Annotated in this window: 25 protein-coding genes and 3 pseudogenes; 19 read left to right on the forward strand and 9 right to left on the reverse strand. The window is 66.7% G+C overall.

Features of this window, described 5'->3' with window-relative positions; genetic code table 11:
• Positions 1 to 442: 442 nt before the first annotated feature.
• The 12 genes and pseudogenes from ACZ4WQ_RS14420 to ACZ4WQ_RS14475 form a co-directional block, all read left to right on the forward strand.
• Positions 443 to 858, forward strand: a pseudogene (locus tag ACZ4WQ_RS14420) (transposase); the annotation flags it as partial.
• 659 nt (positions 859 to 1,517) lie between these two features.
• The gene (locus tag ACZ4WQ_RS14425; protein WP_311729907.1) at positions 1,518 to 1,709 is read left to right on the forward strand and encodes a (4Fe-4S)-binding protein; all 192 of its coding nucleotides are present in this window, start codon (positions 1,518 to 1,520) and stop codon (positions 1,707 to 1,709) included.
• Positions 1,706 to 2,665, forward strand: coding sequence for an EamA family transporter (locus ACZ4WQ_RS14430; protein ID WP_398372018.1), 960 nt, complete (start codon positions 1,706 to 1,708; stop codon positions 2,663 to 2,665). The genes ACZ4WQ_RS14425 and ACZ4WQ_RS14430 overlap by 4 nt, the downstream gene beginning before the upstream one ends.
• A gap of 485 nt (positions 2,666 to 3,150) precedes the next feature.
• Positions 3,151 to 4,506, forward strand: coding sequence for an aminotransferase class I/II-fold pyridoxal phosphate-dependent enzyme (locus ACZ4WQ_RS14435; protein WP_398372016.1), 1,356 nt, complete (start codon positions 3,151 to 3,153; stop codon positions 4,504 to 4,506).
• A 233-nt stretch (positions 4,507 to 4,739) separates the two neighbouring features.
• Complete coding sequence (locus ACZ4WQ_RS14440; RefSeq protein WP_311729904.1) at positions 4,740 to 5,033, forward strand: Dabb family protein; 294 nt, start codon at positions 4,740 to 4,742, stop codon at positions 5,031 to 5,033.
• A 3-nt stretch (positions 5,034 to 5,036) separates the two neighbouring features.
• Positions 5,037 to 5,612: a hypothetical protein gene (locus tag ACZ4WQ_RS14445; RefSeq protein ID WP_398372014.1), complete on the forward strand. Its 576-nt coding sequence runs from the start codon at positions 5,037 to 5,039 to the stop codon at positions 5,610 to 5,612.
• A gap of 245 nt (positions 5,613 to 5,857) precedes the next feature.
• Positions 5,858 to 6,139 (forward strand): integrase, encoded by a 282-nt coding sequence (locus tag ACZ4WQ_RS14450; protein WP_398372012.1) that lies wholly within the window; start codon positions 5,858 to 5,860, stop codon positions 6,137 to 6,139.
• Positions 6,140 to 6,205: 66 nt separating this feature from the next.
• A complete protein-coding gene (locus ACZ4WQ_RS14455; RefSeq protein WP_398372010.1) occupies positions 6,206 to 6,943 on the forward strand; it encodes an integrase core domain-containing protein in 738 nt (245 codons plus the stop codon).
• Positions 6,944 to 7,128: 185 nt separating this feature from the next.
• Complete coding sequence (locus ACZ4WQ_RS14460; RefSeq protein ID WP_398372008.1) at positions 7,129 to 7,971, forward strand: integrase core domain-containing protein; 843 nt, start codon at positions 7,129 to 7,131, stop codon at positions 7,969 to 7,971.
• A gap of 128 nt (positions 7,972 to 8,099) precedes the next feature.
• On the forward strand, positions 8,100 to 8,522 hold the full coding sequence (locus ACZ4WQ_RS14465; RefSeq protein WP_311729900.1) for a PIN domain nuclease: 423 nt from the start codon (positions 8,100 to 8,102) through the stop codon (positions 8,520 to 8,522).
• A gap of 17 nt (positions 8,523 to 8,539) precedes the next feature.
• Positions 8,540 to 8,776, forward strand: coding sequence for a helix-turn-helix domain-containing protein (locus tag ACZ4WQ_RS14470; protein ID WP_398372005.1), 237 nt, complete (start codon positions 8,540 to 8,542; stop codon positions 8,774 to 8,776).
• A gap of 175 nt (positions 8,777 to 8,951) precedes the next feature.
• Positions 8,952 to 9,193, forward strand: a pseudogene (locus ACZ4WQ_RS14475) (integrase); the annotation flags it as partial.
• A 156-nt stretch (positions 9,194 to 9,349) separates the two neighbouring features.
• Here the strand turns inward: ACZ4WQ_RS14475 and ACZ4WQ_RS14480 are convergent.
• Positions 9,350 to 10,024 (reverse strand): lytic polysaccharide monooxygenase auxiliary activity family 9 protein, encoded by a 675-nt coding sequence (locus tag ACZ4WQ_RS14480; protein ID WP_468022210.1) that lies wholly within the window; start codon positions 10,022 to 10,024, stop codon positions 9,350 to 9,352.
• A gap of 422 nt (positions 10,025 to 10,446) precedes the next feature.
• Between ACZ4WQ_RS14480 and ACZ4WQ_RS14485 the strand changes: the two genes are divergently transcribed.
• Together ACZ4WQ_RS14485 and ACZ4WQ_RS14490 are read left to right on the forward strand one after the other, a co-directional pair.
• Positions 10,447 to 11,544: an integrase core domain-containing protein gene (locus ACZ4WQ_RS14485; RefSeq protein WP_398372003.1), complete on the forward strand. Its 1,098-nt coding sequence runs from the start codon at positions 10,447 to 10,449 to the stop codon at positions 11,542 to 11,544.
• 168 nt (positions 11,545 to 11,712) lie between these two features.
• Positions 11,713 to 12,408, forward strand: a complete 696-nt coding sequence (locus ACZ4WQ_RS14490; protein WP_311729897.1) for a class I SAM-dependent methyltransferase — start codon at positions 11,713 to 11,715, stop codon at positions 12,406 to 12,408.
• Between the two features lie 114 nt (positions 12,409 to 12,522).
• Here the strand turns inward: ACZ4WQ_RS14490 and ACZ4WQ_RS14495 are convergent, their stop codons facing one another.
• Positions 12,523 to 13,362: an SDR family oxidoreductase gene (locus tag ACZ4WQ_RS14495; RefSeq protein ID WP_311729896.1), complete on the reverse strand. Its 840-nt coding sequence runs from the start codon at positions 13,360 to 13,362 to the stop codon at positions 12,523 to 12,525.
• Between the two features lie 91 nt (positions 13,363 to 13,453).
• On the opposite strand from ACZ4WQ_RS14495, the gene ACZ4WQ_RS14500 reads away from it, so the two are divergent.
• Both ACZ4WQ_RS14500 and ACZ4WQ_RS14505 read left to right on the forward strand, forming a co-directional pair.
• Positions 13,454 to 13,825 carry a winged helix-turn-helix transcriptional regulator gene (locus tag ACZ4WQ_RS14500; RefSeq protein ID WP_311729895.1) on the forward strand — a complete coding sequence of 124 codons (372 nt, stop codon included), beginning with the start codon at positions 13,454 to 13,456 and terminating at the stop codon, positions 13,823 to 13,825.
• Between the two features lie 327 nt (positions 13,826 to 14,152).
• Positions 14,153 to 15,238 (forward strand): integrase core domain-containing protein, encoded by a 1,086-nt coding sequence (locus ACZ4WQ_RS14505; protein ID WP_398372000.1) that lies wholly within the window; start codon positions 14,153 to 14,155, stop codon positions 15,236 to 15,238.
• Between the two features lie 29 nt (positions 15,239 to 15,267).
• Here the strand turns inward: ACZ4WQ_RS14505 and ACZ4WQ_RS14510 are convergent.
• The 4 genes and pseudogenes from ACZ4WQ_RS14510 to ACZ4WQ_RS14525 all read right to left on the reverse strand — a co-directional run.
• A pseudogene (locus ACZ4WQ_RS14510) lies at positions 15,268 to 15,618 on the reverse strand (integrase core domain-containing protein); the annotation flags it as partial.
• Positions 15,619 to 15,831: 213 nt separating this feature from the next.
• Positions 15,832 to 16,335, reverse strand: a complete 504-nt coding sequence (locus ACZ4WQ_RS14515) for an SUKH-4 family immunity protein (protein ID WP_398371998.1) — start codon at positions 16,333 to 16,335, stop codon at positions 15,832 to 15,834.
• Positions 16,336 to 16,407: 72 nt separating this feature from the next.
• A complete protein-coding gene (locus tag ACZ4WQ_RS14520; RefSeq protein ID WP_398372973.1) occupies positions 16,408 to 16,590 on the reverse strand; it encodes a nucleic acid/nucleotide deaminase domain-containing protein in 183 nt (60 codons plus the stop codon).
• A gap of 42 nt (positions 16,591 to 16,632) precedes the next feature.
• Positions 16,633 to 17,718 (reverse strand): integrase core domain-containing protein, encoded by a 1,086-nt coding sequence (locus ACZ4WQ_RS14525; RefSeq protein WP_398372971.1) that lies wholly within the window; start codon positions 17,716 to 17,718, stop codon positions 16,633 to 16,635.
• 1,060 nt (positions 17,719 to 18,778) lie between these two features.
• On the opposite strand from ACZ4WQ_RS14525, the gene ACZ4WQ_RS14530 reads away from it, so the two are divergent.
• On the forward strand, positions 18,779 to 20,239 hold the full coding sequence (locus tag ACZ4WQ_RS14530; RefSeq protein WP_398371996.1) for an aromatic amino acid lyase: 1,461 nt from the start codon (positions 18,779 to 18,781) through the stop codon (positions 20,237 to 20,239).
• Positions 20,240 to 20,359: 120 nt separating this feature from the next.
• Here the strand turns inward: ACZ4WQ_RS14530 and ACZ4WQ_RS14535 are convergent, their stop codons facing one another.
• The 3 genes from ACZ4WQ_RS14535 to ACZ4WQ_RS14545 are packed head-to-tail and all read right to left on the reverse strand — an operon-like array spanning position 20,360 to position 23,458.
• The gene (locus ACZ4WQ_RS14535; protein WP_398371994.1) at positions 20,360 to 21,862 is read right to left on the reverse strand and encodes a tripartite tricarboxylate transporter permease; all 1,503 of its coding nucleotides are present in this window, start codon (positions 21,860 to 21,862) and stop codon (positions 20,360 to 20,362) included.
• Position 21,863: 1 nt separating this feature from the next.
• Positions 21,864 to 22,448, reverse strand: a complete 585-nt coding sequence (locus ACZ4WQ_RS14540; RefSeq protein WP_398371992.1) for a tripartite tricarboxylate transporter TctB family protein — start codon at positions 22,446 to 22,448, stop codon at positions 21,864 to 21,866.
• Positions 22,445 to 23,458 carry a Bug family tripartite tricarboxylate transporter substrate binding protein gene (locus ACZ4WQ_RS14545; RefSeq protein WP_398371990.1) on the reverse strand — a complete coding sequence of 338 codons (1,014 nt, stop codon included), beginning with the start codon at positions 23,456 to 23,458 and terminating at the stop codon, positions 22,445 to 22,447. The genes ACZ4WQ_RS14540 and ACZ4WQ_RS14545 overlap by 4 nt, the downstream gene beginning before the upstream one ends.
• Before the next feature lie 180 nt (positions 23,459 to 23,638).
• Between ACZ4WQ_RS14545 and ACZ4WQ_RS14550 the strand changes: the two genes are divergently transcribed.
• Together ACZ4WQ_RS14550 and ACZ4WQ_RS14555 are read left to right on the forward strand one after the other, a co-directional pair.
• Positions 23,639 to 24,721 carry an ArsR/SmtB family transcription factor gene (locus ACZ4WQ_RS14550; RefSeq protein WP_398371988.1) on the forward strand — a complete coding sequence of 361 codons (1,083 nt, stop codon included), beginning with the start codon at positions 23,639 to 23,641 and terminating at the stop codon, positions 24,719 to 24,721.
• Between the two features lie 128 nt (positions 24,722 to 24,849).
• The gene (locus ACZ4WQ_RS14555; RefSeq protein WP_385346516.1) at positions 24,850 to 25,680 is read left to right on the forward strand and encodes an alpha/beta hydrolase; all 831 of its coding nucleotides are present in this window, start codon (positions 24,850 to 24,852) and stop codon (positions 25,678 to 25,680) included.
• Positions 25,681 to 25,833 lie beyond the last annotated feature (153 nt).

Genomic DNA, 25,833 nt, shown 5'->3' on the forward strand with positions numbered 1-25,833 from the left:
CCACCGGCCCCGACCGCACCGCGTCCGGGGTCGCGGTCTGGGACGTGGCACCCCAGCCCAGTCGAATGCACCCGACATTGCTTCACTTCAAAGGCTGATTTCGCTTTTGGTACAAGAATGCCGCCTGAGCGCCCGGAACCCACCGGTGACGACGGCGACGCCAGCCGATGTGGGGGAATCGGTCATACGTCTCTCCCTTTCGACTCTCCTGCATCCGATCAGCAATTGGTTGGTATGTCAACTACTGGGGAGCACGCACCGAAGCATCGGAGGGTTCGCACGACACCTGGTACTCCAGCAGCACTTCGCTGTCTTCCCTGGTCAGGTGCGGTCGGAGGTGAGCCGTAGTGGGCTGGCGGGATGTCCGGGGTGGTCTTCGCGGACTGCCCCCTCCATCGCGTGCAGCCACCGCTGGTAGTGACACCACACTGGGCAGCCTCCGATGGTGATCGATGAGCGTGCAGCCGAGGCCTGGGACCGTGAACTCGAGGAACTCTTCCTGCGCACTGGCCACAGTTCGGGCGGTTCGAACGGCGTCGGCGGATACGCGACTACGTCCGCGGCCTGCTCGGCCAGGTCGGCCGCCGACGAGGAAGGCGGGGTGCCAGTCCTGGACGACACCGGCTTCGCCAAGAAGGGCATCACCTCCGCCGGCGTGCATCGCCAGTACTCCGGCACCGCCGACCGCACCGACAAACTGCCAGATCGGCGTCTTCGCCGCCTACGTCACCACCCGCGGCCGCGCTCTGGTGGACCGCGAGCTGTATCCGCCCAAGTCCTGGACCGACAACCGCGACCGCTGCCGCGCCGCCCACATTCCCGGCGATCGGATCTTCGCCACCAAGCCCGACCTGGCCAAGGCCATAGCGCTGCGGGACTCGCCTCCCCTCTGCCCCTTGCCTGGGAAACCGCCGATGCCGCCTACAGCCAGAAGCGGCGGCTGCGCCGCATGCTGGAGGAGGCCGGCCTCGGCTACGTGCTCGCAGTCCCCAATCCCAGCAGGTGCCACGTTCTGGACGCATCGACTCACCGATGCAGAACCCGGCGCTGAGAGGGGTGCAGCCAGGATCTCCTGCGCCGCGACCGAGCACCAGGCCCGTTGCCGTAGTCGCGAGGCGGCAGCTTGCCCGGCTGACCACGTCCTCCCTGGACATCACGCCGTCGACGAGAGAGCGCGTCGTGGTGTTCAGCGCGCGGGGATTCCCGCCGGACAGGTAGGCAGCAGAGGGCGCGTCTGCGACGCGAACTCGCCCGACCCGAGAAGATGAAGTTGATGAGTCAACTTAGCCGAGTTAAGGTGATGTCCTGACTGAACGACATGACGACGCGAAGCGTCGCGAGGTCCGCTTCAGTCGAAGGCCCAAGGTCGCGAGCGTCGCTGAATACATCCGCACGACGGGGGTCGCGGCTTTTCGCGGGTTGGATCGCCCGGCATCCCGGGTTCCACGCCTGCTGCACCGGTCCCGCAACTGAGTCAGGTGCTGAACAAGCCAGGCACGGCTGTGACGGAGGCTGATATGGGCGACCGATTCGAGAAGAAGACCTACGAAGGGCGGTCGGACACAGTGGTTTTCGAGGCCGGGCGCTGTTTGCACGCCGCGGAAAACGTCCATCGTCTGCCCGAGGTGTTCGACATGGCCGAGCGGCCCTGGATCCAGGCCGACAACGTCACAGTCGATCGGCTGGCCGAAGTACGCCCCTCGCCATGAGATCCGTGTCATTGGCGTTCGGAGGAACTGCCGTCCCTCTCGCCGTCACCTGGCTGGTATGGGGAACCACCTATCTGGCGATCGCGTTCGGGCTGCGCGGCGCGGAGCCCTTCACGCTCAGCGCAGTCCGATTTCTGACGGCAGGTGCGCTGCTGTGGGGCTTGGCCGAACGCCGCCACGAGCCGCGGCTGACGGCTCTTCGGTGGCGGCGGGCCACGCTCGTCGGGGTGCTGCTCTTCTCCGTGGGCATGAGCGGCGTGGCGTTGGCCGAGGAGTATGTCGACTCGGGCACGACGGCCCTGTTCATCGCCACGGTTCCACTGTGGAGCGTGCTGCTGAACACAGCAGGGGGACGGCCGGCGCGCGGCGGGGAATGGGCGGGGGTCTGGCTCGGCCTGGCGGGCGTCGCCGTACTGTCGGCCGGTCTCGGACGCGGCGGACTGACGGGCGCAGCGATCCTCCTGCCGGCCGCCATGTGTTGGGTACTCGGCTCCCGGCTGGACGACCACTCTGCCGGAGTGCGCGGGCCAGCCGCGCAGATGCTCGCGGGCGGCACGGTTCTGGCGGTGGCGGCCGCTGTCCGGGGCGAGTTCGCGTCACCGCCGCAGCTGGCTTGGGGTGCCGTGCTCGCCCTCGCCTACCTCGTGGTCTTCGGGTCCCTTCTGGCGATGGCCGCCTACCGCCACCTGACCGCCCACACCAGCCCGGCTTTGGCCACGAGCTACGCCTTCGTCACCCCGGTGATCGCCGTCCTGGCCGGTGCCCTCTTTCTGGACGAACCCCTCACTCTCCATGTGCTGGCCGGGACCGCCCTGATCGTCGTCGCCGTTGTCACCACCCTCCTCACCAGATCCCGCCCTGCCGGGCCTACGACGACTGCGCCGGGGCATCCTGAAGCAGTACGTGTGCGGCGGCGTCCGGCGTCACCGACCTCCGGCCCACACGCATCTAGTTGACGCATCAAGTTCTCGTGCTAATGTATGTGACGCATCAACTACTTGGCGGGGCGGACCGCTGCTGACGCCGGAGGCCATTGCTGCACACGGTGGCCGTACTGGTTCATGGAGCGATCAACCGATGCAGAGTGGTGCCCGGCTGGCGCGGTCTCAGGAAGCTCTGCGTGGACGCCCACGGCGCATCGACTGTGATCCGTCTGAGTACACAAATCGCGCACCAGGAGAGAGACCCAGTCCGGGAGCTCTGCACCGTTGTCAGCGATTCTGTACCGCAGTGCGCGTGACGGACAGCGTCATACCACCTTCTGTGCCGGAAAAGCAGGGAGGGAAGAAAGAGCGCAAGAAGCGGCTCGGAAAGGCAGTGCAAGCCGGGTCGCTGGGGAGGCAAGGAGAACATTCTTGTTCCCCGGCGCGATGCGAAGACGGCCACAACGACCGCCCTTGGCAGATTGTTCCGCGTCCACCCTTTTGCGTGAACGGTTCCGGTGTGCGCCATCCCAACCGTCGAATCCGCAGGGACGGAGAATCAAGAAATGGTCGAATTATCTTTTGGGCAACTGCATCCCTCGCTGGACGATCCCGTCCTGCTCTCGATGAACCTGCTGAACGACATCGCCTCGGACCACCCGCAGGCGGTGTCCTTCGCCGCCGGCCGGCCTTACGAGGAGTTCTTCCGGGTCGAGCAACTCTATGGCTACCTGGGCACCTTCGTCACACACCTCACCGACGTGGTGGGGCTGACGGACGCGGAGGCCCGCAGAACCGTGTTCCAGTACGGGCGGACGAAAGGCGTCATCCACGACCTGGTCGCCCGCTACCTTGAGATCGACGAGGACATCTCCGTCGACCCCGACGCGGTAGTAGTGACCGTCGGCAGCCAGGAGGCACTGTTCCTGACGCTGCGGTCCCTGCGCGCCTCCCCGCAGGACGTCGTCCTCGCCGTCGCGCCCACCTATTTCGGACTGACCGGCGCCGCGCGCTTGCTGGACATGCCCGTGCTGGACGTCGGGGACGGAGATGGCGGCCTCGATCTCGTCGACCTGGAGCATCAGGTGACAGCGGCGCGTGCCCGAGGACATCGGCCACGCGCCCTGTACCTCGTTCCCGACTTCTCCAATCCCACCGGGGTGAGCCTGGACCTGGCCACCCGGACCGCCCTGCTCGACCTGGCGGCTGATCTCGATCTACTGATCATCGAGGACAACCCATACGGCCTCTTCCAAGCCGACCCCGGCACCAGGCCACCAAACCTCAAGGCGCTCGACACACGGCATCAGGTCGTACACGTCGGCTCTTTCGCCAAGACCGGCCTACCCGGAGCCCGCGTCGGGTTCGTCGTGGCCGACCAACCCGTCGTCAGGGACGGCCGCCCGGTGGGTACGCTCGCGGACCAGTTGTCGCTGATCAAGAGCAACGTCACACTCAACACCTCACCCGTCGCCCAGGCCGTCATCGGCGGCAAGCTTCTGCGCCACGGGTGCAGCATGGCCGCCGCCAACAAGCGCGAGATCGAGGTTTACCGTGCCAACCTGCGGCGCGTACTGGCCGGCCTGACCGAGCGCTTTGGCGCCACCGGCTCGGTGACGTGGAACACCCCGGCCGGCGGGTTCTTCGTCGTTCTCACGGTGCCGTTCACCGTGGACGACCGTTCGCTGCACAGATCGGCGCGCGATCATGGAGTCATCTGGACCCCCATGCACCATTTCCACACTGGCATGACCTCCTCACACCAGATTCGGCTGTCCTTCAGTCTGCTCGACGACGCGTCGATCGACGAAGGACTCGACCGGTTGACCGCCTTTGTGACAGCCGAGTCCCAGGAATTCGGTCATTCCGCCTGATCGTCGGCCCAGCTCCCACCCCCGGACCGGCTGGAAAGCCACCATGGCAAACAGCCGCCCGTATGCGCGCGAGACCATGTCCGGCAGCTTAAGGCGATAACAGGCGTCGGCAGGTACGAAATCCACCCTGCATCTCTGTGCGAAAACATACCGCTCTGTCGATATCTCCGCGGGCCTGCCCTTGTGCCATCGCACGAGTGATGTGGTGCCCATTCGACTCGAAACGGATGCAAATGATCAGACACATTGTGCTGTTCAAGTTCAAGCCTGGCTTCGGCTGGCAGGATCCCGCGGCCCTCGCGGCCGAGCGGTCCTCGCGGCTCGTCGGCGAGCGGGTGCCCGGCCTTCTGCACTGGCAGGTGGGCCGCAACATCGCCGAACGTCCGATCGCCTACGACTTCGCCGCGATCGGCCTGCTGCCCGACCAAGACACCCTGCACAGCTACCAGGACCACCCCTTCCACCAGGAATCCGCGGCGCTGTGGAGCGCCATCAGCACCTGGGTCGTCGCCGACCTCGAGGAGTGACGCATGACCAACGAGCTGGGCTGGATCGACATCCGACCCGCGCCGGCCGGGCCGCAGGCCATCGGAACGCTCGGTCCCGAGGGCACGAGCAGCGAGCAGGCCGCGCGGCTGCTGGGGACCCGCCTACCCGGCGAGCCACCGATCGTGCTCAGGGCGACCTACGAACAGGCCCTGGAGGACCTGACTGCCGGAACCGTCAGCCATGTGGTCGTCGCCAACGCCTATCGCGATATCCATCCCTTTTACATGGCCGACGACATCGCGCTGGCCAGCATCTTCGTTATGGACACCCCCCTGTACGGCATCGCCCAGCGCGCCGACGGCGGTCCGCTGTCCGACCACCCGAGCGTGGTGACGCACCCCTCGCCACGACCGTTGCTGGACCAACTGCTGCCCCCTACCCACCAGTTATCCGACGTGTCCACCGCGGACTCCACCAGCCAGGCAGCCCAAGCCGTGGCCGAAGGCCGCTACGACCTCGCGCTCACCACCGAACCGGCCGCCACACGGCACGGACTGCGCTTCATCTCCCGGCTGCGGCCAATACGCATGGTCTGGTCGGTATTCATCCGTACCTGAACCGGCACCCCACGACCCGCCGCCTGAACACCTGCAGCTTCTCAGCCTCTGGTTCGCGATCAGACCGTCGACCGAGCCATACGTTCACCGGCCCTCGAGCGGGTGCCGATCGACCTCGGCGGAAGAAATCCCCTCGTCCTCAGGGGTTCTTCCCGCCTGTAGGTGCCGGGAATTATGTCACTCGGGCTGACCTGCTGGTTCGGATCTGCCAGACCTCAGCAGGCCGAGAGCCGTTCTGAGGCAGCATGCCGATCGTGGTGATACGGCTGATCTACCTGCTCGCCTGGACCTTCCGATGGCTTGCCCTGCTCGCCCGCTCGGATGTTTCGAAGGACGCAGAGATCTTGATGCTCCGGCATCAGCTCGCCATAGCACGCCGTGCCCAGCCACGGCCCCGCTTCTCGTGGAGCGACAGGGCCGTCATGGCGGCACTGCTCCGGATCGTCAGCAAGCAGCGGCGTACCCAGGTGGCCTTGCTGGTCTCTCCGCGGTCGGTCCTTCGCTGGCACGCACGGCTCATCGCATAGAAGTGGACCTACCCATCCCGTCGCCCCGGCCGACCACCCAAACCAGAGGCCCTGCGGCAACTGGTCGTGCGTTTGGCGCGGGAGAACCCTGGATGGGGATACCGCCGCGTCCACGGAGAGCTCCTCGGCCTGGGCCGCAAGATCGCCGCCTCCACCGTCTGGTCCATTCTGAAGCAAGCAGGGATCGACCCGTCGCCGCAGCGCGTGGACCGCTCCTGGGCCGCTTTCCTCAAAGCCCAGTCCTCCGCGATCGTAGCCACCGATCTGTTCCACATCGACACGGTCTTCCTGCGGCGTTGGTTCGTGCTGTTCTTCATCAACCACGGCACCCGCCGTGTGCACATCGCCGGCATCACCCGACACCCGACCAGCTTCTGGATCACCCAGCAAGCCCGCAACTACCTCATGGACCTCGGCGACCACGCCAAGTCGATCAAGTTCCTCATCCGGGACCGCGGGGCCTACTTCACCGACAGCTTCGACGCCGTCTTCCAGGCGATCGGCGTGCACGTCCTTCCAACACTGCCCCGAGTACCGCGGATGAACGCCATCGCGGAACGCTGGATCGGCTCATGCCGACGCGAGGCAACCGACCGCATCCTGATCACAGGAGAGCGCCACCTACGCCTCGTCATCAGCGAGTACGCGAAGCACTACAACCAACACCGGCCACACCGATCCCTCGGACAACGGCCGCCGGACCTACTCACCAAACCGGAACCACCCACCACCACCGACAACACTCGCATCCATCGACACGATCGACTCGACGGCCTCATCCACGAATACACGAAGGTCGCATAGGGTGACACGATTTCCGGCACCCACAGGCTGAGCTTCTCGTCCTGCGGCACGAAAACGCTGTGTTACGACGCCAGCTGCAGGGGCGGGTACGGTATGAGCCGGCGGACCGTCTCTGGTTCGCAGCCCTGTCCTCCCTGATCCCCCGCCGCCGCTGGGCCAAGGTCTTCCCGGTCACACCGAGCACGATGCTGGCCTGGCACCGCAGACTCGTCGCCCGCCGATGGGATTACTCCCGACGACGCCGAGGTCCCGGACGGCCGCCCACGCAAGGTGCCATCAAGAAACTCGTACTGCGCCTCGCGCGCGAGAACAGCCGATGGGGCCATCGCCGGATTCAAGGTGGACTGGCCCGGCTCGGACACCCGATCGCCGCCTCGACCGTCTGGCAGATCCTCCACACCGCAGGATTCGATCCCGCACCACGCCGCACCGGTCCAACCTGGCGCGAGTTCCTCTCTACTCAGGCCACCGGCCTGATCGCCTGCGACTTCCTCCACATCGACACCATCAGCCTGCAACGTCTCTACGCCCTGGTCTTCCTCGAGCACCACACCCGGCGCCTGCACATCGCCGGCGTCACCGCACACCCGACCACTGCATGGGCCACCCAGCAGGCCCGCAACCTCGCCGCCGACCTCGGCATACGCATGGACTCACTGCGCTTCCTCATCCGGGACCGCGACAGCAAGTACACCGACGCCTTCGACGCCGTGTTCCAAGCCGAGGATATCGAGATCATCAAAACGCCGATCCGCGCACCGAAGGCCAACGCCCACTGCGAACGAGTGATCGGCACCCTCCGCCGAGAAGTCCTCGACCACATACTCATCCTCGGCGAAGGTCACGCGCGCCAGGTCCTGGCCACGTACCAGAGGCACTACAACGCGCACCGCCCCCACCGGGCCCGATGCCAACTACCTCCCCAAGCTCACGGACAACCACCTCCAGTCCTGAAGCCAGCCAGCCGCAGAATCCTGCGCACTCGCGTCCTCGGCGGCGTGATCAACGAGTACAGATATGCCTCTTGACCAGGAGCGACGATTATTCGAGCCCCACAGGATATTGCGGTCGGTGCGATCTACCAGCGTCGCGCGGCCCGGCAGCGGCTGAGCGAGCTCGCGGGTGAGGGCGGCGCCTTCGGCGAGGCCCGCCCGGCGTGAGCACGTCTTTTCTGATCGACACCAGCGCCTGCAACCGCCTGTTCCGCACCCCCGCCGTGGAACGACACTGGGCGGGCATCCTGGACGAGGGCCGCGTGAGCGTATGCGAGATCACCGAACTCGAACTGGTCCGCGCCACCGGCGGCCGCGACGAGCGGGCCGTACTGGAACGCTACCTCCACGACGCCTTCGGCTGGACCCCCGTACCCGACCGCGCACTCACCCGGGCCCGGCAGGTACAGGACCTCCTCGTCGCCACAAGCTGGCACCAGGGACCAGGAGCAGTCGACCTGATGACCGCCGCCACCGCAGAACTATGCGGACTGACCTTGCTGCACTACGACGCGGACTTCGAAACCATCGCCAAAGTGACCGGACAACCCCACCCGTGGATCGCCCCACGCGGCAGCGTCGACTGACAAGGACAACGGCCACCATGGACCACACCACACACCCGGCCAAGCACACCGACGCGACACCGCCTGACAAGACCACCACCCACATCTGGGGGGCATTCCTGAAAAAGGCCCGGCGCAGCCGAGGAATGAGCCAGCGGGCACTGGCCCGGGAACTGGGAGTCAGCCAGGCCCGGATCGCCCAGATCGAAAACGGAGCCAGCACCCCGCAGATCGACACCATGGCCGCTTACATCACGCCCTCGGCGGCGAGCTGACCCTGCGAGCCGACTTCCACGACCACGCCACCCAGACCACATGGCCCCAACCACACACCACAGAAAGCTGACACCCACACAGGCAGGCTTCACGTGATAGTGGCACTCTCCACACTGACGGCCCTCGCACCCGTCGCCCCATTTGATCGACGATCCAGACAAGTCAGCCCTCGGCATACGACGGCGCCATGCCGCATCCTGCGTACCCAGGCGACGCGGACGCCCACGCACCATCCGATCGATACGCGCCCCGGTCCTGCGCTGGCCGGGGAGAACACCTCATGGGGATATCGACGGATCCGCGGCGAACTCGCAGCGCTGGGAATCAAGATCGCCGCCTCCACGGTCTGGGAGTCTCAATGGCCGTTGAGTGCTGGAGTCGTACGACGAGACGGTGGGGAGCCGGCTACCCTGCGACTGCCGTGCGATCGGGCGCGTTCACGCCAGGAGCGAAGGGAGCCCCGTCGGGGCAGGGTGACCACATGGGTCCCCTGCCCCGACGGAGCTCGGTCGGCCGGGCGGCGGGTTACCGGCGCCCGGCAGAGACCGGTGCCGCGTGCGGCGCTCCCCTGCTCAGCCGAAGTTCACGTCGCTGCACCACATGTAGGCCTGGTCGAGGTGCGAGGCCTGCCAGATCACGAACAGGATGTGGTGTCCGGTGTAGCCGGAGGTGCTGACGTTGAACGTGTAGTCCGTCGCCGGGCCGAAGCGGCCGGTCTGCGTGATGAAGTCGAGGTTGCCCCAGCCCAGGGTCTGGGTCTTGGGGTCGAAGCCCTGCTTGCTCACGTAGGCCGTGAAGTAGTCGGCACCGTGGGACGCCTGGTCGTGCACGTGGACCGAGAAGTTGTTGCCGACGGTGGTCGTCTTCCACTGCCCGGGCTTGTTCAGGCTGGCGTTCCTCGAGAGGTTGTTGCTGCAGAGCGTCCCGTCGGGGGTCTGCGACTGGAACTGGCCACCGAGGCCGTCGCGGAGCGCGCTCATCCAGTTCCACATGGTGTCGGGGTTGGCCTGGAAGGCCTGCCAACACATGGGGTCTTCGGTCTGCATGGCCGGGTTCATGTGGTCGTTACCCCACCTTTCCCAGCAGTGGTACGCGCGGGAGGCAGGGCCGACGACGGAGCCGTGAGCCTGGGCGGGGGCCGACCAGGTCAGTGCGCCGACAACCACGGCGAACAGCATGGCGAGCGCCTGGAGAGGCCGGCGGAGGGCCGACCGGGAACGCCCGGTTAATGGGCTCTGTTTGCGCATGTGGGGGGAACTCCTTCCAGTGGAAAGGCGCCATGGGAGCGCTCCCAACGTACGACTTCTGAGTGAGATGTCAATGAAACAAACGGAGTTGATTACAGGGGTGGGCAGCGAGCAGGGAATCTGCCGTGAGCCGGGAGTCACGGGGGCTTCGGCGACTTCGGTGGCATGACAGCCAGAACCCTGTGGAGCTCGGAAAGTCGTCGCAGCAGGTGACGTCAGGTATTCGGCCTCGGCTGAGAGCATGTCCGCGTGACCGTCTCACTGGTGTACAAGGTCGTGCGCAAGCTACTGTCCATCCTGTGCTTGCCGAGAATGTCATCCGCCCTGGTCGGAGGCCTGTATCGGGACCGGCGGTCGTCGGCCTCGCCGCCCGGGTAGGCGCTCTCGCGTAGTCGGTGGTTCACGCATCATGATGATCGACCGTGCTGCTGCGACTGGCCTACCTGGGCGTGACCAACGCGTTCGCGCTGCTGCGTCTGCTGCCGATGAGCGACCGGGACAAGGATGCGGGGATCCTGGCTCTCCGTCATCAGATCACGGTGCTCGAACGCCAACTCGGCGATGCCCGACTACGGTTCACTCCGAGCGATCGGGCGCTCCTGGCTGCGCTGCTGCACCGGATGCCGTTCCCCGCTCTGCGGCGTCTTCGACTGCTCGTACGTCCTGACACCGTGCTGCGCTGGCACCGCGACCTCGCAAGACGCCAGCATGCCGCCTCATCACGACCCAAGCGACCCGGTCGGCCTCGTACCGTGCGCTCCATCCGGATTCTCGTACTGCGCCTGGCGAGAGAGAATCCGAACTGGGGCTACAGGCGTCTGCACGGCGAACTGCTCGTGCTGGGAGTGAAAGTGGCCGCGTCGACCGTCTGGAAGATCCTCAAGGACGCCGGCGTCGACCCGGCGCCCGGCCGGAGCTCCAGCACGTGGGCCAGCTTCCTGCGCTCCCAAGCCGGCGCCCTCCTGGCCTGTGACTTCTTTGAGACGGTCACCCTGTCCGGCGCGCGGATGTACATATTCGCGGTGATCGAGCACAGCAGTCGCCGCATCCGGGTCCTGGGCGCCACCGCACACCCGACCACCTCCTGGGTAACCCAGGCTGCGAAGAACCTGGTCATGGATCTCGAGGACGTAGGCTGCCGGGCCCGGTTCATGATCAGGGACAGGGATGGGAAGTTCCCCGGACTGTTCGATGACGTCCTCAAAGACGCGGGGATCGAGGTCGTCCTCAGCGGCATCCAGATGCCGCGAATGAACTCGATCATGGAGAGGTGGGTGCAGACCGGCAGACACGAGCTCCTGGACCGGACCTTGATCTGGAACCAGCACCACCTCCTCCACGCCCTGCGAGAGTTCGAGGACTTCTACAACTCCCATCGACCGCACCAGGGCATCGCGAACGCCCGACCGCTACACCCACTGCCGACACCAATCGACGATCCGGACAAGCTAAGCCACCTCGACATACGACGCCACGACCGCCTTGGCGGCATCCTCCACGAATACAGACATGCCGCGTGACCTGCACGGACGAGGTATTCGGCAAGCGCAGGGTTCCCCGAGGGACCGGCGACAGCTGAAAACGAGCCGACCACAATCAGACCCACGTCGAGGCAGCCGTTGACCAGACGCACCCTCGGTTGCACAAAACCGGTCGCGGTTGGCAGCCACCAGCGCGATGCTGTCACGATGCCTGCAGAGACCGCTTACCACGACGAAGTCGGCGATTACTTCGCAAAGAACGCCGACACCAGCCCCTACAACGCGCACACCGACCGGCCTGCGATGCTCGCACTTGCAGGGGATGTTGCCGGGCTGAAGATTCTCGATGTCGGCTGCGGGGCCGGGCACTATGCGGCCGAACTCCTGGCGGGTGGTGCCGAGGTAGTCGGAATCGACGGCAGCGCAACTCTGCTGAGTCACGCGCGGGAGCGATTGGGCGACCGGGCCGAACTGCGCATGCACGACGCGGAGAAGCCGCTTGACTTCATCGACGACGCGTCGTTCGACGGAGTCATGTGCGCATTGATGCTCCACCACATCGCCGATCGGCCGCGTCTCCTCGGCGACCTACGACGCGTCCTGCGTCCCGGGGGATGGCTGCTGGTCTCGACGACCCACCCGACGGCTGACTGGCGGAAATTCGGTGGCTCGTACTACGCCGAGGACTGGGTTGACCTCCCGCTCGCCGGGGGGCCGTTGGCAGTCCACTACCAGCGCATGCCGCTGGAAACGTTCCTGAACGAGCTGCTGGTCGCCGGATTCATGCTTGAAAGACTCATCGAGCCTCGCCCGACGCCCGGCCTGCGAGAACTCGACGAAACGGCCTACAACAAGCTCCACCAGGCTCCGTGCTTCCTTGCTGTCAGGCTTCTGCGGCCCTGACAGCACGCAACCCCTGCCTCCCGGTGAACGCGCACAGTCACTGCCCCGTCTCCCAAGCGCTGAACTGGCGACACTTGAATACGCGAGTCCACCAGTAAGCGGTGCTGACCGGCCTCAGCGGAACGCGGCGACATTGCGGGCGGCCCAGTCGGCGAAGGGGCGCGGGGCGCGGCCGAGGACCCGCTGGACGTCCGGGCTGACGCGCACTTCGGCCGGGCTCGGGGAACCGAGGATGTCCAAGGTGTCGTTGGCGAGCTCCGCTGGCATGCTCTGGGTCATGGCGGCCTTGGCCTCGTCGCGGGTGAGCTCGTGAAACCTCACCGGTGAGCCCAGCGCGGCAGCGATGGCCTGCGCCTGCTGGCGCGGAGTGATCACCTCCGGGCCGGTTAGCTCGTAGACGCCGCCGGTGTGCCGGTCACCCAGCAGGCAGGCCGCCGCGACCGCGGCAATGTCCGCCGGGTCGATGATCGGCACCCCGATGTCGCCGAAGGGCGCGGCGACGACCTGTTGCGTGCGCACGGACTCGGCCCACCACAGGGCGTTGGAGGCGAAGCCGCCCGGCCGCAGGATGGCCCACTCCAGGCCGGACTTGCGCAGCGTGTCCTCGAGCGCGCGCATCGCGATCCGCGTCGGGCCGAAGGGCCGGGTCACCACGCCCAGCGTGGAGAGCAGGACGACCCGGCGGACCCCGCTGGCCGCTGCTTCGCCGATGATGTCCGCAGGGTTGGCTCCAGCGGAGTGCAGGTCGCCGGACAGCAGTAGGAACAGCGCCTTTGCCCCGGCCAGCGCGGGCCTGAGGCCGGCCGGATCGGCCAGGTCGGCCGCCACCTGGCGGACCCCGCCCGGCACCGCCGCCCTATGTCGTGAGACAGCCGTCACCTCCTGGCCCGCGTCGGCCAGCGCCTGCGTCAGCGGTCGGCCGATATTCCCGGTAGCCCCGGTCACCACGATCATGATCAGCTCCTTGTCGGATGTCGTCTGTGGCCACGACGCTAAGAGCGGGGCTAACTTTTGGTAAGGACATACCCCTGGGTAAGCTCATCACATGACGGAAAGCGCGCACCTCACCCAGACCGACCCGCAGAAGCGGTATGACGTGTTTCACACCGACTGCCCCGCGCGCGATGTTGTCGACCACGTGACCAGCCGGTGGGGCATCTGGGTTCTGATCTCCTTGCGGAGCAACGCCCTCCGGTTCTACGAGCTGCGTGAGAGCATCCAGGGCATCAGCGAGAAGATGCTCGCCCAGACCCTGCGCGCACTGGTCCAGGACGGCCTGGTCTGGCGGGAGGTCGAGCCGACGACGCCGCCCCAGGTCACCTACGGACTGACCGAGTTCGGCCAGGACGTCGGCGAACCGCTGACGGAGCTGTTCGGCCGGATCACACGTCGGCTACCGCCGCGCAGCGCGGAATAGCGTGGTAGTGGCTGGTGCACCACGCCAAGGCCCAGCCGGGACGCGCAGAAATGCCGCAGGACGTGCGGCGTCAACCTGTCCGTCCATCCCGGCAGATGAGCCTGGACCGCGTTGTCGAGCCTGTTGCGCAGGGCGTCGTCGCCGACCCGGCAGGCGGAGCCGTCGGTGTTCTTCCGCTCGCTCGGGAACAGCGGGGCGCCGGGGCGAGTGTGATCGTCGTCGAATTGGCCCCACACGTCCTCGATGAACCTGTGCCGTTCGGAAACTCATCGCTGCTGCTCGGAGCGGGTCTGGCGTTCCATCACGGTCTGCTGGAACCCTGTCCGGGTGATCGTCTCTCTGGTGTACCAGGTGGCTCGGAAGCTGCTCGCGTTCCCGGCGTTGCTGTTGCGTCGGGATGCGGCCAAGGATGCGGAACTGCTTGTGCTGCGACACGAGAACGCGGTGCTGCGCAGACAGCTCACGAGGCCTGTGCGGTACGAGCCGGCGGATCGGCTGTGGTTCGCGGCGCTGTCGTCGCTGATCCCCTGGTGCCGGTGGGCGAACGCGTTCCCGGTGACGCCCGCGACGCTGCTCGCATGGCACCGCAGGCTGATCGCTCGGAAATGGGACCACAGCAAGCGCCGGGCCAGGCCCGGGAGACCGCCGACCGCCCGTGTGGTGAAGGCGCTGATGCTACGGCTGGCCAAGGAGAATCCGCGGTGGGGCTGCCGACGGATCCAGGGCGAACTCATCCGGCTCGGACACCCGGTCGGCTCGACGACGGTCTGGGAGATCCTCACAGCGGCGGGCATCGATCCAGCCCCACGCCGGGGAGGCCCGACGTGGCGCGAGTTCCTGACCGCGCAAGCCGAGTCCATCATCGCCTGCGACTTCCTATACGTCGACCTGATCGACCTGCGCCGCGTGTACGCGCTGGTGTTCCTTGAGCACGACACACGCCGACTGCACATCGCCGGCGTGACAGCCCATCCCACCGGGCCCTGGGCGGTGCAACAGGCGAGAGACCTCGCCATCGAGCTGGGTGTGCGGGTGGAGTCGCTGCGCTTCCTGATTCGCGACCGGGACGCGAAGTACACCGAGTCCTTCGACGCAGTCTTCGCGGCCGATGACATCGAGGTCGTACCGACAGCGCCTCGAACGCCCCGGATGAACGCACACTGCGAACGGGTCATCGGAACCCTGCGGCGCGAGGTCCTCGACCACCTGCTCATATGGAACGAAACCCATGCCCGACAGATCCTCGACGCCTACGCCCAGCACTACAACCGTCATCGCCCACACCAAGCCCGGGCACAGCTCCCTCCCCTCGCCCACGAACACCCGAAGCCCATGAGCGCTCCGACTACTCACCGGCTCCGGCACACCCGAATACTCGGCGGCGTAATCAACGAGTACAGATACGCCACCTGACCAGCAGCGACGAGATTCCGAACGGCACAGTGGGCGGTAACGCCGGCGCGGTGAACGCGTCGGGTGCCGTGTTCTATGAAGATGTGTCGAGGTGCAGGAAGTCGGTGGCGATGATGCCGTGGGCCTGGGCGGAGAGGAACTGGCGCCAAGTGGGGCCGGAGCGTTGAGGGGCAGGGTCGATGCCGGCAGCGTTCAGGATCTCCCAGACGGCGCCAGCGAGCGCGAGGGACCAGGCGCGACAGCGCGGCCAGCCAGATCCGGTCGGCTGGCTCGTACCTGACCCGCGCGGTCTGACGGCACAGCACTGCATTCTCATGCCGGAGCGCCAACACCTCCGCGTCCTTGGCCACGCGTCTGCGCAGCACGACGGTGGGCACCATGACCAGGTTCCTGGCCAGCGCGGTGACGATCGACAGCGCCAACGAAGCATCGTCCCAGATGCTGTGCGGGCTCTGACGGAAAAGCTCGCAGGTCACGCCCAGAATCGTGATTCCGAGCGGGACAGGACCCGATACGCTTCTTCAAGGGAAGCCCTTCTTCCCTCGCAGCCAACACGACCCTCAGCAAGTCCTAGCGAGGCTAGGCTTCCATAATCAAGCCAAGTCCTCCGTTGCGAAGTCTCCTGTCGCAACGGACCACCTGACTTCAAACCAAAAGCTATCTTCGCGATATGCCTCGACATCGAGCCGACACACCAGTTCCTCCACTTTACCCGCCGCACACTCCCACTCATCATTGTCAGAATCCCTGGAATAGAACGGGAAGCATTCGATAAACCCTCGAATGCAGGAGGTGAAGCGTTCAAGCGACGTGTTAACGAGATTTACCGAGGCCAGATCTCTGCCCGCTTCCATGACTCGGCCGCTTCGCGGATCGAGGAGAATGCTACCGAACATTCCAGTCGAACCGAACTTCAAAAATTCTCCATGGTCTCCGATAGTAACACTTTCAAGGTATTCCGAGGCTCGGTACACCTCGCCCACAGAGCCCACTGGAACCTCCAAGGAAAATTGAACTGCAGGTTTCGGGGATCCCGGTGAGCCAGTCAATCGAACCAGGGAGAAAGTCGGCTTACCGTCGCCGCTTACATTCTGCATCGGCTTCCTTCGCGTCCAGACCCGACAGTCCGACGCTCGCATGCCATCGAGCGCCGATTGAACATCACAAAGCTAGGGAGAACTAAGTAGTTCACGTATCACAGATGCCAGATTTCTATTAGTCTGCGCGCGAATTGCCTCCGTCGTCGAGCGATCTGCGCCGTTCCATTTGTAGCTCCAAGAGACCTTCAGATCCTTCACCAGGCCAGCGCACTTGTTCGCGCAAGGCTCACGCTCAGTGTAGAGTTCCGCGATTTTTCTGTTTCCCTGTGCCGTTCGGAAACCCGTCGCCCCTGGTCAGGCGGCGTATCTGTACTCGTTGATCACGCCGCCGAGTATTCGGGTGCGCAGAACCCGGTGAGTGGACGGGCCGACCATGGACGTCGGGTGCTCCTGGGCGAGGGGAGGGAGCTGTCCGCGAGCCTGGTGTGGGCGATGACCGTTGTAATGCTGAGTGTAGGCATCGAGGACCTGCCGAGCGTGCGTCTCGTTCCAGATGAGGAGGTGGTCGAGGGCCTCGCGGCGCAGGGTGCCGATGACACGTTCGCAGTGCGCGTTCATCCGTGGGGTCCGCGGTGCGGTCCTCATGACCTGGATGTCGTCGGCTGCGAAGACCGCGTCGAAGGACTCGGTGTACTTCGCGTCCCGGTCGCGGAGCAAGAAACGCAGAGAGTTCAATCGAACCCCCAACTCGACGGCGAGGTTTCTCGCCTGCTGCGCCGTCCAGGGCCCGGTGGGATGGGCGGTCACTCCCGCGATGTGCAGCCGGCGTGTGCCGTGCTCGAGGAACACCAGCGCGTACACCCGGCGCAGATCGACCAGGTCGATGTGGACGAAGTCGCAGGCGATGATGGACTCGGCTTGCGCGGTCAGGAAATCGTGCCATGTCGGACGGCTGCGGCGTGGGGCTGGATCGATGCCCGCCGCGGTAAGGATCTGCCAGATCGTTGTCGAGCCGACCGGGTGTCCGAGCCGGACCAGTTCACCCTGAATTCGTCGACAGCCCCAACGCGGATTCTCCCTGGCGAGCCGCAGCACCAGAGCCTTCACCACACCCGCCGTCGAAGGTCTCCCGGGCCTGCGCCGACGCTTGCTGTAGTCCCACTTCCGGACGATCAGCTGGCGGTGCCACGCCAGCAGCGTCCCCGGCGTCACCGGGAACACCTGCGCCCACCGATGCCGGGGGATCAGCGAGGACAGCGCTACGAACCACAGCCGATCCGCATGCTCGTAGCGCACCGACCTCGTGAGCTGCCTGCGCAGCACCGCGTTCTCGTGCCGCAGCACAAGCAATTCCGCGTTCTTGGCTGTGTCCCGGCGCAGCAGCACCGCCGGGACCGCGAGCAGTTTCCGAGTCACCTGGTATACGAGCGAAACGATCACCCGGACAGGGTTCCAGCAGACTGTGATGACGCGCCAGACCACCCCCGAGCAGCAGCGATGAGTTTCCGAACGGCACAAGTTGCGCAGACGCACGACACTCGCGGCCACCCCCGACACCCCTTTGACGCCTTCGGCGTCTTCGGCGCCTTCCAGGTGTGGTTCGTAACCGCGGGCGGCCAGCATCTCCATGGCCTCCTCAAGACCGCCGCAGGGCGCCGCCGAGCCACGCAGGACCTCACCCCGGCGGCGCGCCGCCGCACACAGCCCGGCATCCAGCCCGGCCTGCTCGGCCGCCTCAGCGAGCAGCACGGCGGCAGTGCGGTAGTCGCGGGCGGGCAGCGACACCGACAGCTCCGCCCGCGCCCGCGTGTACACCTTGGCAGGACGGCCCGCCCCCGGCCCCGAGCGGCCCGACAGACGGCGGCTGCCGCTCTCCAGCAGCCCGACCTCGGCCAGCCTGTCCAGATGGTGCGCAGCGAGCGTGCGCGCAACCCCGGCCGCCTCGGCGGCCTCGTTGCGCCCGACCTCGCGGCCCTGCGCCGCCACGTACTCGTACAGGCGACGCCGCACCGGATCCTGCAGCGCCGCGATCGCGTCAATGTCCTCCACCCGGCCATTCTAGGAACAACACAGGTTGGAGACAGAACGGCGGACCCGACCCCGGCCAGTGTGCCCGACTCACGTGGCATCGCCCCTGAACCGCGGTCAGCCAGCGACAGCGCAGCAGCCTCCCGGCATGATCGGCTCGGTGGCCTCATCCACGAATACGAGCAGGTCGCATAGGGTGACACCGTTTCCGGCCCTCACACGGCTGGGAACCCCGGCTGACCTTGCGGCCACCGCCACCTGACGCACCACGCGGGTACGCCGCTACGGCCGCACCGACACCCTGCTGATGACCGATGCTGTTCTCAAGGTCGTCACCACCGGCGTTCTGATACCGCGGATTAACTCGCCCATGAAGCGCTGCACGAGTGCGAGTCCTGGACAAACGGGCGTCGCTTCACATTTCTCCATGTAGATTGAATGCACTGATTCCGGTAGCTTCTCAAGGGCTGTCATGCTGCTCGCTGTGGAGATATCTGGTAGCCAACTGACCATCGAGGATGTGGTGGCGGTGGCGCGTCACCACGCACCTGTCGAGTTGGGACCTTCGGTCGAGGAGCTGATGCGGTGCACGAGGCGAATCGTGGACGATTCCGTAAAGCGGGGCGACCGCGTTTACGGATTGACCACCAGTGTGGGCGCCAAGACCGGTCTTGAACTTCAGCATCGACATCTCGCGGAATTCAACCGTCGTATACTGCGGACGCACCATGTCGGCCATGGCCCGCTCGCGGGTGAGGACACCGTACGAGCCACCATGGTGATTCTGCTCAATGCCATGGCAAGCGGTTCCCCGGGGGTTCGGCCCGAGCTTGCTCGCGTTCTCGTCGATGCGCTCAACAGCCGTCGAACCGTCGCGGTGCACCTCCGGGGTTCCATGGGGCAAAGCGACATGTCATCGATGTCAGACCTGGCGCTGGGGCTGTTCGAGGACATGGATCTCATGCCGGGAGAGGGCCTGGCGCTGGTCAATTCCAGTGCGTTTTCCACAGCACTGGGCGCTCTGGCGCTCGCCGACCTGATCGCGCTTCTGGATTCGTTCACCTTGGTGAGCGCGCTGAGCATGGAGGGATATGCGGCCAACCCGTCGATCGTGACGGAGGCGGCGCTCACCTCGCGCCCGTTTTCCGGACTCCAGACACACGGTCGGCGCGTCCGGGCATATCTGGAGGGAAGCTATCTGTGGCAGCAGGGCGGACCGCGTCATCTGCAGGACCCGCTCTGCTTTCGCTCGATTCCTCTCATACACGGCGCCGCGGCAGACAGTCTTGCGCACGCCAGGGGGCAAGTCGCCATCGAGCTCAATGCGGCGCAATGTAATCCGGTGGTGTCGCAGCACGAGAACCGTCTGGTGGCGGCCGCCAATTTCGACATGGTGGCACTCACCATGGCGCTCGATTTCGCCAGACTGGCCTTCTCACCCGTGGTGACCAGTTCGACTGAGCGACTTGCGAAGATGACGGACTCATTCTGGTCGGGCCTTTCGGCCGGTCTTGTCGAAGAGGACGGGGTCGGCGCGACGGGTTTCAACGGAGTCGCTCTGTTCCATAAATCGATCACCTCTGAGGCGCGGCTGCTCACGGTTCCGCTTGTCGGTGAACTCTCCAGTTCCAGCCACTCGAACGGAAACATGGACTGGGCGAGCATGGCGGCACTCGGCGGACGGCGTGCCGCCGAACTGGTGGGGCTGTGCCGCTCGATAGCCGCGATGGAGCTCCTTGTCGCGGCACAAGCCGCAGAACTCCGTGGCCGCACCCCACTCGGTGCCGGCACCGGGGCGCTGTTCGAGCTGGTACGCGAGCGTGTGCCCTTCGCGCAGGCCGGTCATCCGCCGCCGCACATCGAGCCGCTGCTGGATTTCGTGACCACGGAACTCCCTCGTTTTGTCACCGAGGCCGCCGAAGCGCACGCATAGCCGACCAGGGCCGACGGCGACATGAAGATCCCTCCGCGCAGTCCGTATGAACTGCGCGGAGGGATCGTGTTCACTGTCTCCCGGCGCCGGCCACATGTCACCGGTCGTCCGGTGCCGCCTTCAGGAAGACGACACCGGTCGGCGCCGTAGCCTGCGCGCGACCATCGGGCCGACCAGGGCAACCGCTGCCAGGCAGAGGATCGCCGCAGAGAGCGGGCGGGTCAGGAGCACCGTCCAGTCCCCCTCGCTGAAGACCAGTGTGCGGCGGAACTGAGTCTCCGCCATCGGGCCCAGCACCGCTCCGAGGATCAGTGGGGCGACGGGATATCCGGTGCGCCGCATTCCAAAGCCCAGGACTCCGAAGAGCACCGCGATCCCGAGGTCGACCGCGTTCTGCGAGAGCGCGTACACGCCCAGTGCGGCGAAGACCAGGATGCCCGCGGTGAGCAGCGGACGGGGCAGCCGCAGGAGCTTCACCCACAGCGGGATCAGCGGCAGGTTGAGCAGGAGCAGCATGAAATTGCCGATGTAGAGGCTGGCGATCAGCGTCCAGACCAGCCCCGGCTGGGTGTCGAACAGTTGCGGGCCCGGCTGGACGTTGTACATCTGGAACGCGATCAGCAGCACGCCGGCCGTTGCGGAGGTGGGGATGCCCAGTGTCAGCAGCGGCATCAGCACCCCGGAGAACGCGGCGTTGTTGGCGGCCTCGGGACCGGCCACCCCCTCAATGGCGCCCTTGCCGAACTGCTTCTTGTGCCGGGACAGCCGCCGTTCGAGGTTGTAGCTGAGGAAAGTGGGGATCTCCGCACCGCCCGCGGGCAGCGCGCCGATCGGCAGGCCGATCGCCGTGCCCCGCAGCCATGGCTTCCAGGACCGCCGCCAGTCCTCGGGGCTCATACCGATCTTGCCGCCCAGCGGGAGCATCTCCTGCTCGGGCTCCCGCCGCATCCTGGCCGCGGTGTACAGGGCCTCCCCGATCGCGAAGAGGCCCACGGCGACGGCCACGATCTGGATCCCGTCGTACAGTTCCGGCACCCCGAAGGTGTAGCGCGCCTGACCGGTGAGGCTGTCGATGCCGACGAGCCCGATGGCAAGGCCGAGGAAGAGGCTGCACAGCCCGCGTGCCGGGGCGTCGGCGACGACCGCGGTGACCGTGGCGAAGGCCAGCACCATCACGGCGAAGTACTCGGCCGGCTGGATCTTCTCGGCGATCTGGGCCATGCCCGGGCCGATGAAGGTGATGGCGACGGTGGAGATGGTGCCGGCCACGAACGAGCCGATGGCGGCCGTCGCGAGCGCGGCCCCGGCCCGCCCGGATTTGGCCATCGGATGGCCCTCCAGGGTCGTGGGGACCGACGCCGTCTCCCCGGGCACGTTCAGCAGAATGGCCGTGGTGGAGCCTCCGTACATGCCGCCGTAGTAGATCCCGGCGAACAGCACCAGCGCTCCGGTGGGGTCGAAGACGAAGGTGAGCGGGAGCAGCAGCGCCACCGTGGTGGCGGGGCCCAGGCCGGGCAGCACGCCGACCAGCGAGCCGAGCGTGCAGCCCGCGAACGCCAGCAGCAGGTGCATCGGGCTGAACGCGTTGGCGAAACCGCCGCCGAGGTCGTTGAGCACACCCATGTCAGAATGCCAATCGGACGATGCCGGGCGGCAGATGTATGCCCAGCAGACGGTCGAAGAGGAAGTACACGGCCAGGGCCAGCACCAGGCCGATCAGGGCGTCGCGCAGGGTCCGGCGGCTGCCGAGCACCCGCGCGACCAGGGTGAAGAGCACGGCGGTCGACTGCCAGTAGCCGCACGGCTCCAGCGCGAACAGATAGCAGACCAGCAGCGCGAGCAGGGCCGCGACCGGGCGCCACTCGGTCAGCCTGGCCTCCTCGCGCGCCTGCTCGGTCTGCGCGGGGTCGGTGTCGCGGAAGGCCTGGACGACGGCGACCACGGCCGATACGCACAGCCCCGCACCGACCAGCAAGGGGAACGCCCGGGGGCCCACGTCCTGCTCGATGCCCGCCTTCGGGATGGCGAAGGCCCAGCCCAGCACGGCCACGCCGGCCGCGAGGAAGAGAAGCGCGGCAATCCTCGGCCCCCACGGCCGCTCGCCGGTCCCGACAAGGTCACCCGTTCCGGTCCCCTGCCGGGTCGCATCGGATACCTCGGGCGCACCGCCGGCCGACTCCGGCCCGCCCGCCGGGTTCCGCGCGCTCATGATCCGAGCCCCACTGCCTTGAGGGCCTGGCCGACCTGGCGCTGCTGCTTCTCGATCAGAGCACCGAACTTGTTCCCCGGCACCCATACACCCTTCCAGTCGTTCTGCTCCAACGTCCGCTTCCAGCACGAGGTCTGCCGCATCCGGTTCACCAGCGATACGATCGCCTGCTGCTCGTCGTCGTTGATCCCCGGCGGGGCCATGATCCCGCCGACGGTCTCCACGCTCTCGTCCGCGTAGCCGAGTTCGGCGAGCGTCGGAGCGTCGATGCCCTTGGGGGCGGCGTCGCCGGTGACCGCGAGGACTCGCAGCTTTCCGGCCTCGATCTGGGGACGGACCTCCGTCAGCGTGGACAGGCCGACCTTCGAGGCCCCGCTCAGCAGCAGGTTGAGGACTTCCCCGCCGCCACCGGTGGGCACATAGGTGACCTTGTTCGCCGGGACGCCCTCGGCCTTGGCGAAGGATGCCACCCTGATGTGGTCCGGGCCGCCCAGCGAGCCGCCCACCCACGAGGTCCCCTTGGGGTCCTTCCGCATGGCGGCCAGCACCGAGGCGAGGTCACGGAACGGCGACTTGGCCGGCACCACGATCGCGCTCGTGCTCACCGTCAGCCCTGCCACGGGAGTGAGCGAGGACAGCTTCACCGGGGAGTGGTTCTGGATGGCGCCACCGGTCATGGTGACGGTGTCCATGGTCATCAGCTGGTACGGATCGCCACCGCGCCCTGCCATCCGGGCGAGCCCGATCGTGCCGCCCGCGCCAGGGGCGTTGGTGACCGTGACGTCCTCGTCGATGATCTTGCAGGAGGTGAGCGCGGAGCTCATACCGCGCGCCCGGGCGTCCCAGCCGCCGCCGACGCTGCCGGGGGCCAGGATCGACAGACCGCGTGAGGGATAGCCGACGGCCGTACCCGAATCGTCCAGGGAACCGATGGTGCAGGCGGTGCTCACGGTGGCCGCCATGGTGACGACCAGAGCCAGGCGTGGGCCGCTTCTGAGAAGTGGGGGCATGAGGGATGCTCCGTTGCCGAGAGGGGACGGGGGACCGAGGGGGGCGGAGGACGGAGGGGGCGGAGGACGGAGGACAGGTGAGCGGGGAGTGAGAAGGGGAACGAGGCTCGGAGCTTCGCGGCCTCGTCCGGCACCCACAAGACGATTGACTCAAAGGCGTCAATGACCGACGCTGCCCGAATGCCCGTCGTGATCGAACTGGGGCCCGCCCCGGAGTTCCGCATCAGCACCCGACTTTCCCCGCTCGCCGAGCTGTGCGCGTGTCTGCACGCACTGGACGGCCCACGCCACCATCCGGCCAGTCGGCGCTGGGTGGGCGCGGTGCTGCAGGGCGCGGACGAGCGGCTGCTCGAGCGGGCCGCGCGGTGGGCGCCGCTGTGGGGCGCGTTCCGCGCCCGCTACCTGCTGCCGCTCACCGCGGGCCCGGAGCGTGACCTGGAGGAGGAATTGGCGGAGGTGACGCGGCTGGATGAGAAGACGTTCACGGAGATGACCGAGCAGGCCCTCGTCGGCAAGAACAGCCATGGCCCGTGGTCCGGCGCCAGACAGGGCACCCGCTCGCCGGAGGGGTTCCTGGCCCGAGTGCGGCAGCTCTCCGAGCGCCGGTTCGCCTTGGGCGTGCGCCTGCTGGCCGATCCGTCCGGATTCCGCGACGCCCTCACCGCCTTCTTGTCCGCCGTGGCCGAGGAGGTCTTCGAAGCGGAATGGACCCGGCTGCGCGGCATCCTGGAAGCTGACGCGCGGGTCCGCTCCCATGAACAGGCCCGGTACGGCGCCCGGGTCCTGGCCGGATTCCCCACGGCCCGACTGGAGCAGGACCCGCCCAGAGTGGTCTTCGACAAGCTGTACAACGCGCGCGCCAGCCTCGCCGAGACCCCCTGCCTGCTGGTGCCTTCGCTGCACATCAACCCGCACCTGGCCGTCAAGCACTACCCCGGATATCCGGTCGTGGTGCAGTACCCGGTGCGCGACGGGGCGGGCGCGGAGCAGCCCGCCCTGGATACGGTGGTGCGCGGACTGCGCGCACTGGACGAGCCGCTGCGTATCCGGCTGTGCCGCGCGCTGCTGCGGCAGTCGATGACGACGACCGAGCTGGCCACCCAGTTCGAGATGACTCCCCCGCAGATGTCACGCCATCTGCGCAAGCTCCGGGAAGCCGGAATGGTGCACACCCACCGGCAGGGCGCGCGGGTGCACTACCAGCTGGACGAGGAGGCTGTGCGCAATCTGGGCGTCGATCTGCTCGCCGCGCTGCATCGCTGACTGTCGGATGCTGCCACGGGAGGACGGCGGATCGACAACTATTGACGCTCGTGCGGCAATCATCTTGAGTCCGTATGCGGCCGTTGCTGATCGTTGCGGAGACCCGCAACGGCAGAAGGAAGCGATACGTGACCCCCCGCGTCAAGACCACCAAGGCGTTCTACCGCACCGGCTCCACCACCGTGTTCGCGTCGCAGCACGACCAGCGGTTCTCATACTGTCTGCACATCCCGTCCGTGCACGAGACCACCAGCACACCGCTGCCCCTGATGGTGATCCAGCACGGCACCGGACGCACCGCGGCCCAGTACCGGGACGCGATGGCCGAGTTTTCTGAAGCACACGGCTGCGCCGTGCTCGCCCCGCTGTTCCCGGCGGGCATCGGGGACCCGGACGACCTGCACAACTTCAAGTTCATCGAGTACCGCGGCATCCGGTACGACGAGGTGCTGCTCGCGATCGTGGCCGAGGCCGGGGAACGGTTCACCATCGACACCGAGCGCTTTCTGCTGCAGGGCTTCTCGGGCGGTGGCCAGTTCGCGCACCGCTTTCTGTATCTGCACCCCGACCGGCTCTGCGCAGTGTCCATCGGCGCCCCGGGCCGAGTCACGCTGATCGATCCCGACCGCGAATGGTGGCTGGGCACGGCGGGCTTCGAGGAGCGCTTCGGCACCCCCGTCCGGCTGGAGGAGATCCGCAAGGTGCCGGTGCACATGGTGGTCGGAGCGGAGGACACCGAGACCTGGGAAATCAACAACCCGGGCGACTCCAACTGGATGGACGGCGCCGACGCCGTCGGCCACACCCGTGTGGAGCGCATCACCGCCCTGCGTGATAACTACACCGAGCTGGGCATCGACGTCACACTCGATATCGTGCCCGGAGTGGCGCACCAAGGCATGGGCGTGCTGGATGCCGTCCGGCAGTTCGCGGCACGTGTCCTTCCGCGCGTCTCCTGAAGCAGCGGCATCACGGATTCACGCTTCGACTCGGCGCGGTGAGAGGACAGCCGGGCTGCGGTGAGGATGGACCTCCGGGAGGGGTTCAGCTCCCGAGCACCTCGGAGCCCCGGAGCAGGCGCCCGACCCGCGGCACCACCCGCGCTTGGCTGC

It is taken from the genome of Streptomyces sp. NPDC028305, assembly GCF_055569495.1.